The 16,488-nt window shown below is 72.0% G+C and carries 14 protein-coding genes; 8 read left to right on the top strand and 6 right to left on the bottom strand.

From position 1 onward, the window contains the following. Positions 1–339 precede the first annotated feature (339 nt). Together MUY22_RS29020 and MUY22_RS29025 are read right to left on the bottom strand one after the other, a co-directional pair. A complete protein-coding gene (locus tag MUY22_RS29020; RefSeq protein WP_247049753.1) occupies positions 340–1,326 on the bottom strand; it encodes a hypothetical protein in 987 nt (328 codons plus the stop codon). Further along, positions 1,323–1,946: a TetR family transcriptional regulator gene (locus MUY22_RS29025; protein ID WP_247049755.1), complete on the bottom strand. Its 624-nt coding sequence runs from the start codon at positions 1,944–1,946 to the stop codon at positions 1,323–1,325. The genes MUY22_RS29020 and MUY22_RS29025 overlap by 4 nt, the downstream gene beginning before the upstream one ends. Positions 1,947–2,022: 76 nt before the next feature. Between MUY22_RS29025 and MUY22_RS29030 the strand changes: the two genes are divergently transcribed. Continuing rightward, positions 2,023–4,440, top strand: coding sequence for a CocE/NonD family hydrolase (locus MUY22_RS29030; RefSeq protein ID WP_247049757.1), 2,418 nt, complete (start codon positions 2,023–2,025; stop codon positions 4,438–4,440). Here MUY22_RS29030 and MUY22_RS29035 read toward each other — a convergent pair. Next, positions 4,427–5,500: a zinc-binding alcohol dehydrogenase family protein gene (locus MUY22_RS29035; RefSeq protein ID WP_247049759.1), complete on the bottom strand. Its 1,074-nt coding sequence runs from the start codon at positions 5,498–5,500 to the stop codon at positions 4,427–4,429. The two genes, MUY22_RS29030 and MUY22_RS29035, sit on opposite strands and share 14 nt — an antisense overlap. A gap of 82 nt (positions 5,501–5,582) precedes the next feature. On the opposite strand from MUY22_RS29035, the gene MUY22_RS29040 reads away from it, so the two are divergent. Further along, positions 5,583–6,377, top strand: coding sequence for a helix-turn-helix transcriptional regulator (locus MUY22_RS29040; protein WP_247049761.1), 795 nt, complete (start codon positions 5,583–5,585; stop codon positions 6,375–6,377). Here the strand turns inward: MUY22_RS29040 and MUY22_RS29045 are convergent. After that, a complete protein-coding gene (locus MUY22_RS29045; protein ID WP_247049763.1) occupies positions 6,338–6,934 on the bottom strand; it encodes a TetR/AcrR family transcriptional regulator in 597 nt (198 codons plus the stop codon). The genes MUY22_RS29040 and MUY22_RS29045 overlap by 40 nt on opposite strands. Before the next feature lie 71 nt (positions 6,935–7,005). On the opposite strand from MUY22_RS29045, the gene MUY22_RS29050 reads away from it, so the two are divergent. Further along, entirely contained in the window at positions 7,006–8,013 is a 1,008-nt protein-coding gene (locus MUY22_RS29050; protein WP_247049765.1) for a hypothetical protein, read from the top strand. On the opposite strand, the gene MUY22_RS29055 is transcribed toward MUY22_RS29050, so the two are convergent. Continuing rightward, a complete protein-coding gene (locus tag MUY22_RS29055; RefSeq protein WP_247049767.1) occupies positions 8,004–8,225 on the bottom strand; it encodes a hypothetical protein in 222 nt (73 codons plus the stop codon). The two genes, MUY22_RS29050 and MUY22_RS29055, sit on opposite strands and share 10 nt — an antisense overlap. A gap of 155 nt (positions 8,226–8,380) precedes the next feature. On the opposite strand from MUY22_RS29055, the gene MUY22_RS29060 reads away from it, so the two are divergent. The 4 genes from MUY22_RS29060 (at position 8,381) to MUY22_RS29075 (ending at position 13,001) form a co-directional block, all read left to right on the top strand. Then, positions 8,381–9,697, top strand: a complete 1,317-nt coding sequence (locus tag MUY22_RS29060; protein WP_247049769.1) for an alpha/beta hydrolase — start codon at positions 8,381–8,383, stop codon at positions 9,695–9,697. 148 nt (positions 9,698–9,845) lie between these two features. Further along, positions 9,846–10,979, top strand: a complete 1,134-nt coding sequence (locus MUY22_RS29065; protein WP_247049771.1) for an adenosylhomocysteinase — start codon at positions 9,846–9,848, stop codon at positions 10,977–10,979. Between the two features lie 77 nt (positions 10,980–11,056). Beyond that, positions 11,057–11,929, top strand: a complete 873-nt coding sequence (locus MUY22_RS29070) for an LLM class F420-dependent oxidoreductase (protein WP_247049773.1) — start codon at positions 11,057–11,059, stop codon at positions 11,927–11,929. Between the two features lie 418 nt (positions 11,930–12,347). Then, a complete protein-coding gene (locus MUY22_RS29075; RefSeq protein ID WP_247064183.1) occupies positions 12,348–13,001 on the top strand; it encodes a GTP pyrophosphokinase family protein in 654 nt (217 codons plus the stop codon). 139 nt (positions 13,002–13,140) lie between these two features. Here the strand turns inward: MUY22_RS29075 and MUY22_RS29080 are convergent, their stop codons facing one another. Further along, complete coding sequence (locus MUY22_RS29080; RefSeq protein WP_247049775.1) at positions 13,141–13,788, bottom strand: DUF998 domain-containing protein; 648 nt, start codon at positions 13,786–13,788, stop codon at positions 13,141–13,143. Between the two features lie 210 nt (positions 13,789–13,998). On the opposite strand from MUY22_RS29080, the gene MUY22_RS29085 reads away from it, so the two are divergent. Next, positions 13,999–16,458 carry a M14 family zinc carboxypeptidase gene (locus tag MUY22_RS29085; protein ID WP_247064184.1) on the top strand — a complete coding sequence of 820 codons (2,460 nt, stop codon included), beginning with the start codon at positions 13,999–14,001 and terminating at the stop codon, positions 16,456–16,458. Positions 16,459–16,488 lie beyond the last annotated feature (30 nt).

Below are 16,488 nucleotides of genomic sequence, written 5' to 3' on the forward strand. Positions count from 1 at the left end.
TGACCAGCGGCTACGAGAAGCTCGGACCAGAGCGGTGCGCGCCGCGGGGAGGTCGTCGGTCCACTCGTCGGTGAAGCTGCTCCGCTTCACGGCCGGGACGGCGGCGCACATCCGGAGCCAGGTCTTCATGCCCTGGCGGGCCAGGACGTTGTCACCTCGGCTTCGAGGCGGATGAGCACGTGGTCGAACCCCAGCGGCTCCAGGCCGTCGAGGTAGGGCCCCGCGTGTTCCTGGAGGTGTTTCCACGACGCGAGTTCCGCGACGAGCGCGGCCCGGCGGTCCTCGACATGTTCCCCACGCGCTCGGTGCGGTCAAACGCGAGTAGTCCGCGAAAGGGCGTCAGAGCGCGCCGAGCAGCCGGGCGATCTCGTCCGCCGGATACGGCGTCTTCCGGCTGTCGCCGTGCAGCGCGAAGTAGAAGTCGTTGACGACGGTGGCGAGCGGGGCGTACCGGCGCAGGAGCGCGGCCGCGTCCGGCGGCAGCTCCGGGACGTCCCGCCCCGCGGCGCAGTCGCGCACGAAGTCGTTGCGGACGCGCGGGTGCGGCCACGCCCGCAACGGCCGGACGATCCGGTTGACCAGGTGGGTCAGGACGTAGGCCCGGTCGTGCGTGGCGTGCTCGGCGAGGAACTCCGTCTCGGCGTCCGACAGCTCGAACCGCGACGACAGCGTGAGGCCGAAGTCGGTGAGGCAGAGCCGTCCGCCGTCGGTGACGATGTTGGCGAAGTGCGCGTCGAAGTGCTGGACGTCCTGCCCGGCGAGGAAGTCCGTGACGCGCCGGAGTTCTTCGTCGACGAACCGGACCGGCGCGTCCGGCCACTCGGCGAGCGTTCGCGGCAGGTGTTCCAAGAACAGCACGAGGTCCGTGCTCGACGCGTCGAGGGCTTCGAGCCGCCGTCGCACGCCCGGGTCGGCGTGCCAGAACGCGACGTCCCGCTCCAGCTCGGCCGGGGGCAGCGGCGCGCGCGGCAGGCCGAGGCGGACGCACCAGTGGTGCAGCAGCGGGAAGTTCTCGCACGCGCCGGTGCGGACCCACTCGCTCGCGTCGCGGTGGGCCGCCAGCTCCCGCCACGCGCCGCCGCCCGCGGAGCCGACGCCGTAGTGGTACCAAGCCGGCAGGCCGTAGTGGTCGGCGGTCGACCCCTCGTGACTCAGCTCGACGTCGGTGAGCGCGATCCGCTTCACGAAGACGGGCTCACCCGCCACCCGCACGAGCCAGGTCGTGCCGCCGATCCCGCTGCCCAGCGGGGTCGCCGTCGTCAGGACGTCCGAAGTGGACAGTTCCGCCGCGATCCGCTCGTGGCGGGCGAGCCGGGTGCTCGTCACGCTCGCTCCGGGCGGGCGCCCACGAGGATCTGGTGGATCGCGGGGGCGACGGTCGCGACGAGCTGCTCGGTGTCGGCGGCGACGAGCACCGGCACGCCGATGATCTGCCTGCTGGTGACGATGCCGACCAGCATCGCCGCCGCGAGACCGGCGCGCAGCATCGCGTCGTCCCCGCCCCGCCCCCGGGTGCCGTGCACCAGCCGGGACTGGATGAAGTCGCGCAGCTGCGCGCTCGCGTGGTCGTTGGTGATCGCGCCGCGCAGCATCGCCATCAGGGGTTCCGACTCGCCGGCCGCGCCCTCCCAGGCGCCGAGGTACGCGCGGACCACCCGTTCGCCGAGGTGTTCGTCGGGGCCCTCGAAGGCGGTGTCGAACCGGTCGAGCGCGGACCGCGGGACGGCCATCACGGCCGCGAACAGCTCGTCCTTCGAGCCGAAGAACTGCATCACCTGCGACGCGTCCACCCCGGCGTCGGCGGCGATGCGCCGGATCGTGGTCGTGGCGAAGCCGTCACGGGCGAACCGCGCCCGGGCCGCGTCGAGCACCACCTGCCGCGTGCTGCCGCTGCCGGGCCGGCGGCCGCGGCGCGTCCCCGCCGCGGGGTCTTCCTGCGTGGTCATGACCCGAATGTAGCGGTCGGCCCACCGATCTCAACGAGTGTTGAGTTCTGAGCAGAACAGACGTACGGTCGGCTTCATGAGTGATGACCAGAGGGTGTTCGTGCCGTCCCGGCCGCTGCCGGCCGCCCGGACCGGCGTGCTGACCGCGTTCGACCCCGGCACCCGGACGCTGGAGGCCGGGTTCCGGGTCGCGCCGCAGTTCCGGGCCCTGCCCGTCGACGTCGTGTTCGAGAAGGACGTGGCGGTCCGCCTGCGGGACGGGGTGACGATCCACGTCGACCTCTTCCGCCCGGCCGGTGCGGAGCGGGTGCCGGTGATCGTGGCGTGGAGTCCCTACGGCAAGGGACAGGGGACCTCCGCCAGCGCGATGGGCGTCTTCGGGATGGTCGGTCTCGACAACGGGATCGTGTCCGGGCTGGAGAAGTTCGAAGGCCCGGACCCCGCGTACTGGTGCGCCCGGGGGTACGCGATCTGCAACCCGGACGTCCGCGGCGTGGTCGACTCCGAGGGCGACAGCGTGCTGTGGGACCGCCAGGAAGGCCGCGACTGTCACGACGTGATCGAGTGGCTGGCGCAGCAGGCCTGGTGCTCCGGCAAGGTCGGCATGAGCGGCACCTCCTACCTTGCGGTCTCCCAGTGGTTCACCGCCGCCGAGCAGCCCCCGCACCTGGCGGCGATCAACCCGTGGGAAGGCGTCAGCGACGTCTACCGCGACCTGGTGATGCGCGGCGGGATGCCCGACACCGGGTTCGCCCGGCAGCTCCAGGAGGGCAGCTTCTTCGGCCAGAACGGCAAGGAGGACATCCTCACCGAGGTCGAGCGCTATCCGCTGGTGAACGACCTGTGGGAGAACAAGATCCCCGACTTCGGCCGGATCACCGTGCCGGCCTACGTCGTGGCCAGCTACTCCAACACGCTGCACACGGCCGGGACGTTCCGCGCCTGGCGGCGGATCGCGTCGCCCGAGAAGTGGCTGCGTGTCCACAACAGTCAGGAATGGCCCGACTACTACGACGAAGTCAACGTCGAGGACCTGCGCCGCTTCTTCGACCACTACCTCAAGGGCGAGGACAACGGCTGGGAGCGGACGCCCCGGGTGCGCTACGCGATCCTCGACCTCCAGGGCGGTGACCGGGTCGGCGTCGCCGCGGAGGAGTTTCCCCCGGCGGACGTCACGTCGACGAAGTACTACCTCGACGGCCGCTCGCGCGCGCTGACGACCACGGCCCCCGCCGACGAGACCGCCGTGACCTACGCGGTCGACGCGAACCCGGACGCGGTGTCCTTCGTCGTGCGGTTCGACCGCGACACCGTGCTGGCCGGTTACCCGAAAGCGCACCTGTGGCTCGAAGCGCGCGGTGCCGACGACATGGACGTCTTCGTGCTCGTGCAGAAGCTCGACGCCCACGGCACGCCGCTCCAGGCGTTCACCGTCCCCAACCGGGGCGCGATCGTCCACGACGTGACCGAGCACGGCGCGACGATCCTGCGGTACAAGGGTTCCGACGGACGCCTGCGCGTTTCGGCGCGCCACCTCGACGAGGCCCTTTCGACTCCCGACGTGCCGGCCCACAGCTTCGACCGCGTGGAGCGCCTCTCGGCCGGCGAGGTCGTCGACGTCGAGATCGAGCTGCTCCCGGTCGGGCTCGCGTTCCACGCCGGTGAGCAGCTGCGGTTCGTCGTCAGTTCGCGGAACCTGCTGGGCACCGTGATGCCCGGCATCCGGGAGTACACCGGCGCCAACCGCGGGCAGCACGTCGTCCACACCGGCGGCGAGCACGCCTCCTACCTGCAGCTTCCCGTCCGGCAGGCGCCGGCCGAACCGGCGCCGTGGGTGCGCTTGGCCGGCGACGACCACGACGGGCGCGTCGAGCGGTTCGAGGTGGTGGCCGCACGGCGGGCTTTGGCGCTCCTGAAGGGAAAGCTCGGCCGCGAGCGCCTGTTCGACCTCCTGCGGGACGAGATCGAGGCCGGGAGCGCTTTCCTGCGCGAACAGGTCGCGCTCTCCGCCGGACAGGAGACGACCGGCACGACGACGTTGCGCGCCCACGGCATCACCGCGGCGCAGTTCACCGAATGGCTTTCGCGGGCCTTCGGCCGGGAGGACGTCCTGCTCGCAGGCCACCCGGAGCACTACTCGATCCACGCGGCCGGCGGCCGGGTGAACATCGTCGAGACGCTCGGCGAGCACGTCTGCTCGTTCTTCATGCGCGAGTGGGACGACTCCGCGACGCCGGGAGCGGAGCCGCCACCCGGCGGTCGCCGGCGGTCGCGCCTCGTGCTGGAGGACGGCACCGTCGTCGGCTCCATCGCCAACGCGTTCGCCGAGGAGGAGGACGGGTTCACCGCCCGCCTCTCGGTGACGCTGCCGGCCACCTGTGGCCCGCAGGTGATCGAGCACCACCTGCAGCACTTCGCGGTCGAGTTCCGGAACTGGATCCTGGGCGCGGCCGCCGAGCAGCCTGGTCAGGCGTCGGCGCTCAGGGCCGGATGACGGTGAGGGCGAACCGCGCCTGCTCCTTCGCCGCGTGGCCGACGGCGTCGGCGATCTCGTCGAGGCCGAACTCCGTGACGGCGAACCCGCCCAGGTCGAGCAGGCCCGCGCGGGCCAGCGCGATCAGGCCGGTGTTCGCCTCGCGCGGGGCCAGCCACTGCCCGCGCACGGTGATGTTGTTGCGCATCAGCCACGGGTAGGGCAGCGCGAGGTCGTCGCCGCCGAGCATGCCGACGCCGCCCATCAGCACGACCCGGCCGTACTCGCGCACCGTCATGGCCGCGGTCCGCGTGACGGCCGCCCCCGCCGACGGCGGCAGCAGGTCGAGGACCACGTCGATCGGGCCGGGCGCCGTGCTGCGCATCCGGGCGGTGTCGTCGTCCCCGGTGAGCCGGACGGTCCGGACGCGCGCGCCGAACCGGCGTTCCAGGTCGGCCAGCGCGTCGACATTGCGGCCCGGGGCGACCACGCAGGCCGCGCCCATCGCGAGGGCGACCGCCACGCCCGCGCTGCCGAAGTTGCCGGTCGCGCCGCTGACCAGCACAGTTTCGCCCGGCTGGAGCTGAGCCGCGAGCAGCCCGCCGTACGGCACGAGACAGAGGGAGAGCGCGGCCCACCGGCCGGCGTCGGCGGGGTCGATCGCGCCGAGCGGGACGGCGTTCTCCGTCGGGACCAGCACCTGCTCGGCGTAGGCGCCGTGGCCGAAGTGGCGTTGCAGGAACAGGCCGCCTTCACCGCGCGCGCTCAGGCCCTGCAGCGTGATGTCCGGCGTGCGGGCGTCGTCGCGGGAGCGGATGGTCGGGTCGCACAGCACCCAGTCGCCGGGCTCGAGCCGGGTCGCGTCCGGGCCGGTCGCGCGCACCCGCCCGACCGCGCCGGCGCCGGGCACGACCGGCAGCGTGAGCAGGTAGTTCCGCTCGCCGCGGAACACCTCCCCGGCGTAGGGCAGCACCGGCGCCGCGACGACGTCGACGAGCACCTCGCCGGTGCCCAGTACCGGGTCGGGCCACTCGCGCACGGACGGCATCGTGCCGAATTCTTCGAGGACAGCAGCTTTCATGAGGCCAGCTTCCGCGTTCCCGGACGGCATATCCAGGCCTGGTATCATCCTGGGACTGTTGCGTGCCACCCGGAGGTCGTCGATGGCAGAGGTGGCCCGCGCCGGGCTGGGGGAGTTCCTGCGGTCGCGGCGGGAACGGCTGAACCCGGTCGCGCTCGGGCTGCCGGACCGGCGTCGCCGCCGGACGCCCGGGCTGCGTCGCGAGGAGGTCGCCGAGCTGGCCGGCATCGGCGTCGACTGGTACATCCGGCTGGAGCAGGGCCGCACGGTCAGCCCGTCCACGGAGACGATCGAGGCGCTGGCCGGCGCCCTGCGGCTGGACGACGCGGAGCGCGCCCACCTGCGTGAACTGGCCCGCAACCCGGCGCGGACGGCGTTCGTCCGCGAGTCGGTCCCCGACGCGACGCGGGGGCTGATCGAGAACCTGACCCAGCCCGCGTACGTCACCGGCCGCCGCTGGGACGTGCTGGCCTGGAACCGCGCGGCCGTCTCGCTGTTCACCGACTTCGGCAAGCTGCCCGAGGCGGACCGGAACGTGCTGGTGTTCCTGCTGCTCGACGAGCGGGGGCGGCGGCTGTTCGGGCCCGGCTGGGCGGCGCAGGCCGAGCACACGGTGGCGCAGTTCCACGCCGCGCACGACCTGTGGGCGCCGGACCCGGCGTTCACCGCGCTGGCCGGCCGCCTGCGCGCGGGCTGCGCCGAGTTCGCGGGCTGGTGGGAGCGCCACGACGTCGTCCACAGTGGACCCGGCCGGAAGACGCTGTACCGCCCGGAGCCGGTGGAGTACGAGTACGCGACGTTCCAGGCGAACGAGGACCCGGCACTGCGGTTGACACTCTACGCGCCGGCCCGGCGGCCGCGGATCAGCGGCAGGTAGACCTCGTCGACGATCTCCACGAGGACGCCGTCGTCCACTGTGGTCAGTCCGCGGGTGAGGTACTCGTTGCGCAGCAAGGTAAGCGCGACGGTCGCGACACGCGGGTGCAGCGACTCCGGCGGGGCCTCGTCGCGGGCCACGGCGCGCTCGAGGAGCGTCAGCCACGCGGTGGTGCCGCCGTCGCCGGCCTGCTCGTGCAGCCGGGCCAGCAGGTCCGGGTCGTCGCTGACGCCGGCCAGCAGGCCGCGCAGGATCTGGGCGGCGGGGGAGGAGGCGCCGCAGTTGACGGCGCGCAGCAACGCGAGCGCGTCTTCGCGCAGGTCGCCGGTGTCGGGCGGGCGCAGCTTGTCCTCGGCCAGGTGCCGGTAGGCGGCGACGCCGAGCGCGGCGCGGTTCGGCCATCGGCGGTAGATCGTGTTCTTGTTGGTGCCGGCCCGCTGCGCGACGCGTTCCATGGTCAGGCCCGGGTAGCCGGCCTCGGCCAGTTCGTCCGCGGCGGCGCGCAGGATCGCGTCTTCCAGTTCGGCGCCGCGCCGCCGGGTCTTCGCTTCGGTCATCGGTACTCACCGTACCTTGCCAATAGGGTACGGTACGTACCGTACGCTATTTCTTCCGGAGGGCATCTCTTATGCGAGCCAAGGGCATCGGTTACGACACCGGAATGGCGGTCGGCGGCACCATCCGCCGTCCCTTCGCACCCGAGCTGGTCCGGCGTGAGCTGACGATCATCCGCGACGACCTGCACTGCACGGCCGTCCGGCTGTTCGGCACCGACCTGGACCGGATCGAGTCCGCCGCGCGGGAAGCGGCCGCACTCGGGCTGGAGGTGTGGTTCTCGCCGTTCCCCTGGGACCGGCGGCCGGCGGAGATCCTCGAGCAGCTCGCCGACGGCGCCGAGCGAGCCGAACGCCTCCGGGTCGCGGGAGCCGAGGTCGTGTTCGTCACCGGCGCCGAGCTGAGCCTGTTCAACCACGGCTTCCTGCCGGGCGAAACCCTCCCGGAGCGCACGGCCGGGTTGTTCGAGCGGTCCCCGGAATCACTGCGAGCGCTGGCCGAACTCCCCGCCCGCGTCAACGACTTCCTGGCCCGCGCGGTCGAAGCGGTCCGCGCCCGGTTCGGCGGCCGGATCACCTACGCGTCGGTCCCGCTGGAGCGCGTCGACTGGACGCCGTTCGACATCGTCTCGGTCGACGCGCACCGCTCGAAGGAGGTCGAGCACATCTACCAGGAGGGCATCCGCACGCTGGTCGCGGCGGGCAAGCCGGTGGCGATCACGGAGTTCGGCTGCACGACCTACCGCGGCGCGGCCGACCTCGGCGCCCGCAGCGGCGAGATCCTCGAGTACGACGGAGACGTCCCGGTCCGGCTGAACGGCGACTACGTCCGCGACGAAGAGGAGCAGGCGGGCTACCTCCGCGAGCTGCTGAAGGTGTTCACGGAGGAGGGCGTCGACGCGGCGTTCGCGTGCACCTTCGTCTGCTACGGCCTGGTGCACCGCGCGTCGCCCCGCGAGGATCTCGACATGGCGAGCTGGGGCGTGGTGAAGGTCCTGGAGGAAGGCTCGGGGGAGACGTACCCGGGCCTGCCCTGGGAACCGAAAGCCGCGTTCGGCGCGCTCGCCGCCTGCTACGCCTGAGCCTCGCCCTTCATCAGCTCCTCGATCTTGGTGATGATCTCCCGATCGGTAGCCACGCTGAGAACGGTGATGCCCTGCGGGCCGGGGGCGCGGTGCAGCAGTCCGAGCTTCACGGTCAACCACGCACGCAGGTCGGCAAGCTCCTGACGCGCGGCGTCGCGCTCCGCGCGCAAGGCGGCGATGGCGGCGGTGGGATCAGGTTCCGGGGGCATGTTCCGATCCTGCCGGACCACGGCGCCGGGGACAGCAACTTCGTCCTCGCGGCCGCGAGTTCACGGCCGTCGTGGCCGGTGAAACGGGGCACGAGCCGAGCGTGTCCGGCCCGGCGCGGTGGCCGCCGCACGGCGTCCGGGGTGACACTGGGGGCATGACAGCCGTCGACCGACAGTGGGCACGTCCCCTGCCGGCGACCTCCCGGTACGACGCCACGCCACCCCTGCGACGCGGTGCGCTGCTGGTCACGGCGTCGCTGGCCGCTCTGAGCGGGGCGGTGACGACGGCCGCCGCGGTGCCCGCGCTCTGGCGGCTCTGGCAGCTCTACGCGATGTTGTTCGGCGTCTTCGCGGCGGTCGAAATCGTCGCCGTGGCCGCCGTGCTCGGCTGGCCCACGCGCAAGACCGCCCACTTCGCGGCCCTGACCGCCGCCGTGGCGCTCGCGCTGTGGGTGGTCAGCCGGCCGCTCGGGCTGCTGGCGCGGTTCGACCCGTGGCAGCCGGCGGACACCGTGGTCGGCTTCACCGACTACGTCATCGCCGGGCTGCAGTTCGTCGCCCTGTTCGGGCTCCTGGTCGTCGCCCGGCGGCGGGCGCACCCGCGGCCGTCGACGCTGCGGCGCGTGTCGGCGTGGATCGTGCTGTTCCCCGTGCTCCTGCTGGTCCTGGCGACCGGCACGGCCGGCGCGGTCGCCGCGGGCGACGGCGTCACCGGCACCAACGCCTCGACGCTGCTCGACAGCACGTCCAGCACGGTCGAGTACTGCCGCCCGGCGGGGATCCCCCTGGCCATGGACGTCTACCAGCCCCGGACGTCCGCGACACCCGCGCCGGTCGTGCTCTACCTGCACGGCGGCGGCCTGTTCCTCGGCAACCGCAAGCCCGCCGGTCCCGGCGCGCTGCTCGACGGCCCGCGGTTCACCGCCGTCCGCGACGCGCTGACGGCCCGCGGCGTGGCGGTCGCCTCGATCGACTACCGCCTCGCCCCCGCGGCGCCGTGGCCCGCCCCGCTCGCCGACACCAAGTGCGCGGTCCGCTTCCTCGCGGCCAACGCGACGGCGCTGCACCTCGACCCGGCCCGCATCGCGGCCTGGGGCACCGGCACGGGCGGCACGCTGGCGGCCCTCCTCGGCACCGCGCCGGGCTTCGACGCCGGCCAGTACGCCGGGGTCCCGAGCACGGTCCACGCGGTGGTGGCCCTGGCCGCCCCGGCGGACTTCACGGACTTCACCGGCCTCGACGCGGTCACCCGCGCCTCGATCCTGCTCGCCCTGGGCCGTGCGCCGGCAACCCTGCGCGAGGCGAGCCCGCTGACCTACGCGGGCCCGGGCGCCCCGCCGTTCCTGCTCGCCGGCGGCGGCCGGAAGTCGGCGGAGTACGCGAACCGCCTGCGCGCGGCGGGCGACCCGGTGACCACGGGCGACGGCGGTCCGGCCGAAGTGACGGACTTCCTGGTCACCGCCCTGCGCTGATAGCTTGAGGACGTGAGCAGCGGACGCGGACTCGTGGCACCGATCTTCGGTGACCACTCCTACCGCTGCGACTTCTACGGTTGACCGGCCCCGCTCCGGGCCCCGTTCACCGCGTCACGCGGTTTCTCCGTCAACCGTAAGGAAAGTCATGACTCTGCCTGCCATCGGCTGGGCGCTCAAGCACATGCCGCTGACCGCCGCCGCCGTCGACGAACACCAGGCGCTGCTCGCCGGCCGGCGGCTCACGATGTGCCTGCACGTCGAGCCCAAGACCGGCGCGCTCGTCACGCTCCTGGCCCGCGCCGGGGTCGATGTCACCCTCACCGGCTCACCCGGCACGACCCACGACGACGTCGCCGACGACCTGCGCGCGCTCGGCGTCACCGTGCACACCCGCCGCGCCGACGACGACGCCGACCACGCCCGCAACGTCGCGAAGGTCCTCGAAACCGAACCGGACCTCACGCTCGACAACGGCGCCGACCTCACGCTGTCGCTGCTCGAAACCGGGACGCCTTCGGGCTACCTCGGCGGCACCGAGGAGACCACGACCGGCGGCCTCCGGCTGCGGGAAAGGTCCGGTGGCGTCACGCATCCGGTCGTCGTGATCAACGACTCGCGGCTGAAGCTCCTGGTGGAGAACGAGTTCGGCGTCGGCCAGAGCGTCGTGCAGGGCTTTCTCAACGCCACCAACCTGATGGTGCCGGGGATGCGCGCCGCGGTGCTCGGCTACGGGCCGTGCGGCAAGGGCGTCGCCGGCACCCTCGCGCGGCTCGGCGCGCGCGTCGCCGTGTGCGACACCGACCCGATGCGCGCGCTTCAGGCCATTTTGGACGGTCACCGCGTCGGCGTCGCCGAGGAGGTGCTCGAAGACGTCCAGGCCGTCTTCACCGCGACCGGTGCCCCCGGCGTCGTCGGCGCGGCCGAGCTGGCCGCGCTGCCCGACGGCGCGGTGCTCGCCGGCGTCGGCCACTTCGCCTGGGAGATCGACGCCGAGGCGCTGCGGACGGCGACCGTGCGCACGATCGAGTACGGCGACCCCGGCCGCCGCATCGGGCACGTGCTGACCGGCGGCCGCGAGATCGTCGTCCTCGACCACGGCCGGATGCTCAACCTGACCGCCGCCGGCGGGAACTCCATCCAGGCCATGGATCTCGGCCTCACGCTGCAGGTCCGCAGCCTCGCGGCGGTCTGCGCGGGCGGGCTGGCCCCGGCGGTCCAGCCGGTCCCGGCGGCCGTCGAACGGCGGATCGCCACGGACCTGGTCGAGCGGCTCCGCTGAAACCCGGGACTTGCCCTGGAGCGCGCTCCAGGTCCTAACGTGACGGGTACGCCGACCGCACGTCAGGAGAAAGTTTCATGGAGCTCGGTTTTCACCTTCCCATCTTCGACATCGAAGGCGGGACGACCGCCATCGCGGGCGAGCTCGCCCGCGTGGGCACCGCGGCGGAGGAGGCCGGTGCGACCTGGTTGTCCTTCATGGACCACTACTTCCAGATCGAGCCGACCGGCCTCCCCGCCGAGTCCAACATGCTCGAGGGCTACACGACCCTCGGCTTCCTCGCCGCCCACACGTCCCGGATCGAGCTCGGCCTGCTCGTCACCGGCGTGACCTACCGCCACCCCGGCCTGCTCGCGAAGATCGTCACGACCCTCGACGTCCTCTCGGGTGGCCGGGCCGCGCTCGGGATCGGGGCCGCGTGGTTCGAGCGCGAGCACCACGGCATGGGCGTGCCGTACCCGCCGGTCGCCGAGCGCTTCGAGCGGCTGGAGGAGACCCTGCGCATCACCGCGCAGATGTGGGACCCGGAGAACAACGGGCCGTTCGAGGGCAAGCACTACCAGCTGGCCGAGACGCTCTGCTCGCCGCAGCCGATCAACCGCCCGAAGGTGCTCATCGGCGGCAGCGGGGAGCGCAAGACCCTGCGGCTGGTCGCGCAGTACGGCGACGCCTGCAACCTGTTCGCGTCCTCGCCCGAGGACGTCGCGCACAAGCTGGACGTGCTGCGCGGGCACTGCGACGCCGTCGGCCGCGACTACGACGAGATCCGCACGACGATCCTCGCCAACAACCCGCGCCCGACGCCGGACACCCGCGACGAGTTCGTCCGCAGCATGGCCGACTACGCGAAGCTCGGCATCCGGACGGCCATCATCACCCCGACCACGGGTGCGCCGGCCGCCTGGATCGACGGCATGGCCCCCGCCGTGTCGCAGCTGGCGGAGTTCTAACCCGCCAGTCGCCGGTCCGCTTCGAGGATCCGCGCGGTCACCAGCCCGGGTCGCCGGAGTGAGAGGGCATGGGTCGTGCGCGGCACGACTTCGACGTCGAGCAGCGGGTTGAGCACCGTGACCCGCTGCTCGACGTCGCGCGGGGCGGATCACGCTGCGTTCGGCCAAGGTCAGCCGGGTCGGCACGCGGATCGCGCGCAGCTCGTCGTCGGTGAACAGCGCGGGCGCCGGCAGGTGCCGGCGGGCAGCCGGCGGCGGGGCAACGAGTCGTCCTGACGGTGCCGGGACCACGCGGGCCCGGCGGGACTCCACGATCCGGTGACCGGCGGGAACTCCGGCCCGTCGCCGCCCGTTGATCGGGTGAAGCGCAGTAACGTGACGCGCGGAAATGACCGACGACTCCTACGACGAGGGTTCAGTGACCACCGATCCGGCGGCCGAGCACGCTTCTCTGAGCGAGGCGGCCGAAGAGCTCGCCGTCGCCGGGCAGCTCCCGCGTTTCCTGCTGATGTACAAGTTCGCCATCGAAGAGCTGATGACGAAACTGCGGATCCTCAGCGAGGAGTTCGACTTCGTCCACCGGCACGACCCGATCGAGCACATCACGAGCCGGGTGAAGCGGCCGGAGGCGATCAAGGAGAAGGTGCACCGCCGCGGCCTCGGCAGCGACTGGGTCTCCGCCGCCCGCGCGCTCGACGACATCGCCGGCATCCGCGTGGTCTGCCCGTTCGTCGACGACGTCTTCGCGGTGGCCCGCATGCTCACCGCCCAGGACGACGTCGAACTGCTGCGCACCAAGGACTACATCGCCCGGCCCAAGGCCAACGGCTACCGCAGCCTGCACCTGATCGTGCGCATCCCGGTGTTCCTGTCCGACCGGGTGGAGAAGGTCAAGGTGGAGGTTCAGCTCCGCACCATCGCGATGGACTTCTGGGCGGCGGTCGAGCACAAGCTGTCGTACAAGTACCGCGACAGCGTCCCGGCGGACTTCGCGGGCGAACTGTCCGCAGCCGCCGCCACGGCGGCGGACCTGGACGCCCGGATGGCCGCGTTGCACGAACGGATCCGCTAGGCGTTACTCCTTGCCCGGCGGAGCCCGCGGCCCGCCCGGTGCCGAAGATCGCCACGCCGGACACCGCCCCGGCACCGAGGCTTCGTCGGGCGCGGACTCGCAGCAAGCGTGATCCACCTTCGCGCCGACCAGCCGGTGGTCACTCCCGGGCGATCACCGGCGCCAGCAGCGCACCCAGCGCGATCAGCTCCGTCAGCGCCATCCCGCGTTCCACCAGCCCCAGCGGGATCAACGTCCACCAGCGCCCGCCATCGGCCGCGGCCACCACGACCGCACCCAGGATCACCGCGAACCAGCCCAGTGACGCGATCGCCAGCACCCGCGCGAGCCGGCGACGGCCCGGCGACGCCGGGAACGCCGTGCGTGAGGCGATCAGCACCGCCAGCGGCAGCGCGACGAACGCCACCACGCTCGCGACGCGGTGCAGCGTGCCGCCGAAGTCCGAGCGGGAGACCGTCGCCCAGTCCGGCTTCGGGAACGCCACGATCACCAGCAGGCCGATCGTCCACAGTGCACCCAGGATCGTCGCGGCCACCGGCAGCCGGCGCTGGTTGACCAGCACCGCGAGCCCGGCGGCCGACCCGAACGCCACCAGGACCACCGCGATGTCGAACAGCCACTTGTGGTCGGACAGGCCGTACTCGCTGATCGTGCGGCGGGTCGCGCTGATCTCGTCGGTCGGCGGGATGACCTGCAGCAACAGCACCAGCGCGGCACCCACCACGAGCGCGGCGATACCCGCCAGCGAAACCGCGACGGACGTCCGTCGCGCAGGGACCGTGACCATGAACCGACAGTAGCCGACCGGTGGTTGAACTCCCGGTGAAATGTCCTTTTGCGCGGCCGTCCGTGTGAAGAACGGGTGAAGGCAGTACGACTTACGGCGGTTACCCCGGCCGGTTTTCGTCCATTACGGTCACTCGCTACCGGTACGTCCTTGCTGTGCCGGCCTCGGTCAAGGAGGTCTCTATCCGTGGGGAATTCACCAAGACGGCTGGTGCTGCTGGCTTCGGCCATCGCGCTGGCCGGCACGTTCGCCGTGCTGCCGACCGGCACCGCCGGGGCAGCGCAGAACATCCTGCGCGCCGACAAGTCAGTACCCCGCTCGTGCTTCGCGAAGCTGCAGCCCAAGGGCACTTCGGGCACCGATCGCCGGGAACTCACGTCCACTGTGGACGGTCTGGTCCAGGCCCGCCTGAAGGCGACGCCGGGCGCCGAGGGCGACTGGGACGTCGCCGTGTTCGACAAGACGACCGGGGCGGTCGTCGCCGCTTCGACGGCGTTGCGCTCCCACGAACTGGCCGAAAGCTTCGTGAAGAAGGGCCAGCAGCTCGTCGTCCAAGGCTGCCGCTACGGCGGTTCGGCCGGCCAGGTCCAGCTCGGCGTCGACTTCCTGGCGCTGACCCCGCAGGGCACGCCGACCACCGCGCAGAAGGCGCAGCTGGTCCGCGTCCAGACCCCCACCCGCGCCGACAAGTCCAAGCTCACCGGCCTCGGCCTCGACGTCACCGAGAAGGGTGACGCGACCGGCGTCGAGGTCGTGCTGGCCGACGACGCCGACCGTCAGACGCTCAAGAACAGCGGCTTCAAGTCGACGGTGGTCCAGGCCGACCTGTCGGCCAAGTCCGTCGCCGACGCGAAGACCGACCGCGAGTACGCGGCCAAGACCCCCAAGTCGGTGCTGCCCTCGGGCCGGACCAGCTACCGCCACCTCTACGACTACGAGTACGAGATGAAGGAGCTGGCCCGCGCCAACCCGAACCTCGTCTCGGCGTTCACCATGCCCGAGTCGACCTGGGAAGGCCGCGACGTCATGGGGCTGGAGATCGCCACCGACGTCAAGAACCTCACCGACGGCAAGCCGGTCGACTTCACCATGGGCGTGCACCACGCGCGGGAGTGGCCGGCGGGCGAGCACGTCATGGAATGGGCGTACGAGCTGGTCAACGGCTACACCCACGACAACCAGATCCGCGGCATGGTCGGCAAGACGCGCAACATCATCGTGCCGATCGTGAACCCGGACGGCTTCGACATCTCCCGCGAGGCCGAGCCCAAGGGCGACTTCTCCCGGTTCGACTACGAGATGAAGCGCAAGAACTGCAACGTCAGCGACTCGCCGCCGCAGTACGCCACCGGCGTCTGCAAGGCCAACCCCGCCGGCCGGATCCGCGGCACCGACCCGAACCGCAACTACGCCGGCTTCTGGGGCGGCAGCGGGGCCGAAGTGGCCTGGAGCGGCGACACCTTCCGCGGCTCGGCGCCGTTCTCCGAGCCGGAGTCGCGCAACGTCCGCTCGATCGTCTCGTCGCGGCAGGTCACCAACCTGATCACCTGGCACACCAACGCGGCCCTGGTGCTGCGGCCGCCGGGTGTGGCCGACGTGCGGCCGCCGCTGGAGGAACCGGCCTACAAGGCCCTCGGCGACAAGCTGGCCTCGCGCAACGGCTACACCAGCGAGCCGAGCTGGGCGCTCTACGACACGACCGGCACCACCGAGGACTGGTCGTACTGGGCCACCGGCGGCTGGGGCTTCACCATCGAGGTCGGCGGCACCGGCTTCCACGAGGCCTACGAGACCGCCGTCGTCGCCGAGTACGCCGGGCTGGCCCCGACGACCGGGGCGGGCAAGGGCGGCAACCGCGGCGCACTGCTCGACATGCTGGCCAACACCGCCGACCCGCAGCAGCACTCGACGCTGATCGGCTCGGCGCCCAAGGGTTACCAGCTCAAGCTGCACAAGACGTTCCAGACGCCGACGTCACCGGTGATCCAGGCCGACGGCACCACCAAGCCGCCGATCTACGTCACCGACGACCTGAACTCGAAGCTCACCACCACCGGCGGGCGGTTCGCGTGGTCGGTCAACCCGTCGACGCGCCCCTACGTCGCCGGCCGCTACGGGCGGGACCCGCAGGGCCCGGCGCAGCAGGGTTACGCGGTGACGAACCCGGCCGGGGTGCCGCCGATCAACCAGAACTACCCGGCCGACGCCACGGGTGACTCGTTCACCTTCCACGTCGACGGCCTGCCGAAGGTGGACAACGGGAAGTTCAGCGTCAACATCAACTGGGCCAGTACTTCGACCGACTGGGACCTGTTCATCTACGACTCGGCGGGCAACCTGGTCAGCTCGTCGGCGAACGGCGGCACGACGTCCGAGCACGCCGTGCTGTTCGACCCGCCCGCCGGCGACTACAAGGCCGTGGTGGTCAACTACGACCAGGCCGACCCGAACGCCGTCGACGACTGGACCGGCGACGTCTCGTTCTCCTCGCCCGTCCCGCCGACCTACGGGACGAAGGAGGCCTACCAGCTGACCTGCACGTCGCCGAAGGGCAAGCTCGTCGGTGTAGCGGACGTCTTCGCCGACCGCGGCCAGACGGTCGACGTCGGTGAGGTCTGCACCCGGTCCGCGCACGCGCAGAAGCAGCGCGCGTCGGGCGGCGTCCGATAGTTCCCGAAGGTCCGTGAAGGCCTCCTTACC

The organism is Amycolatopsis sp. WQ 127309, assembly GCF_023023025.1.
Taxonomy (GTDB): domain Bacteria; phylum Actinomycetota; class Actinomycetes; order Mycobacteriales; family Pseudonocardiaceae; genus Amycolatopsis.